A 381-nucleotide genomic window follows, 5' to 3' on the forward strand; every position below is an offset into this window, starting at 1 on the left:
GGGCCTACGCTATAATCGCCGGCTTTGCCTTGCCACACTGCTTCACATGACGCGGCGGGTGGCTCATCCCAGAAGGAGATTGCATGCGTCACTACGAAATCATCTTGCTGATCCACCCGGATCAAAGCGAACAGGTTCCAGCCATGCTGGAGCGCTACAAGGGCATGATCACCGCCGGCGGCGGCAAGATCCACCGCGTGGAAGACTGGGGCCGCCGTCAGCTGGCCTACATGATCAACAAGCTCGCCAAGGCCCACTACCTGTGCGTGAACATCGAGGCCGATCAGGCCGTGATGGCCGAGCTGGAGCATGCCTTCAAGTTCAACGACGCCGTCCTGCGCCACCTGACCGTGGTGAAGAAGAAGGCCGAGACCGGTGCTT

General features: G+C 60.6%; 1 protein-coding gene. It reads left to right on the top strand.

Annotated elements, in window-relative coordinates:
- Window positions 1-83: 83 nt before the first annotated feature.
- Window positions 84-381: 30S ribosomal protein S6 (gene rpsF / locus GVL52_RS32795; protein ID WP_160012820.1), on the top strand; the 298-nt coding region annotated here is incomplete at its 3' end.

It is taken from the genome of Rhizobium sp. 18055, assembly GCF_902706285.1.
Lineage (GTDB): Bacteria > Pseudomonadota > Alphaproteobacteria > Rhizobiales > Rhizobiaceae > Rhizobium.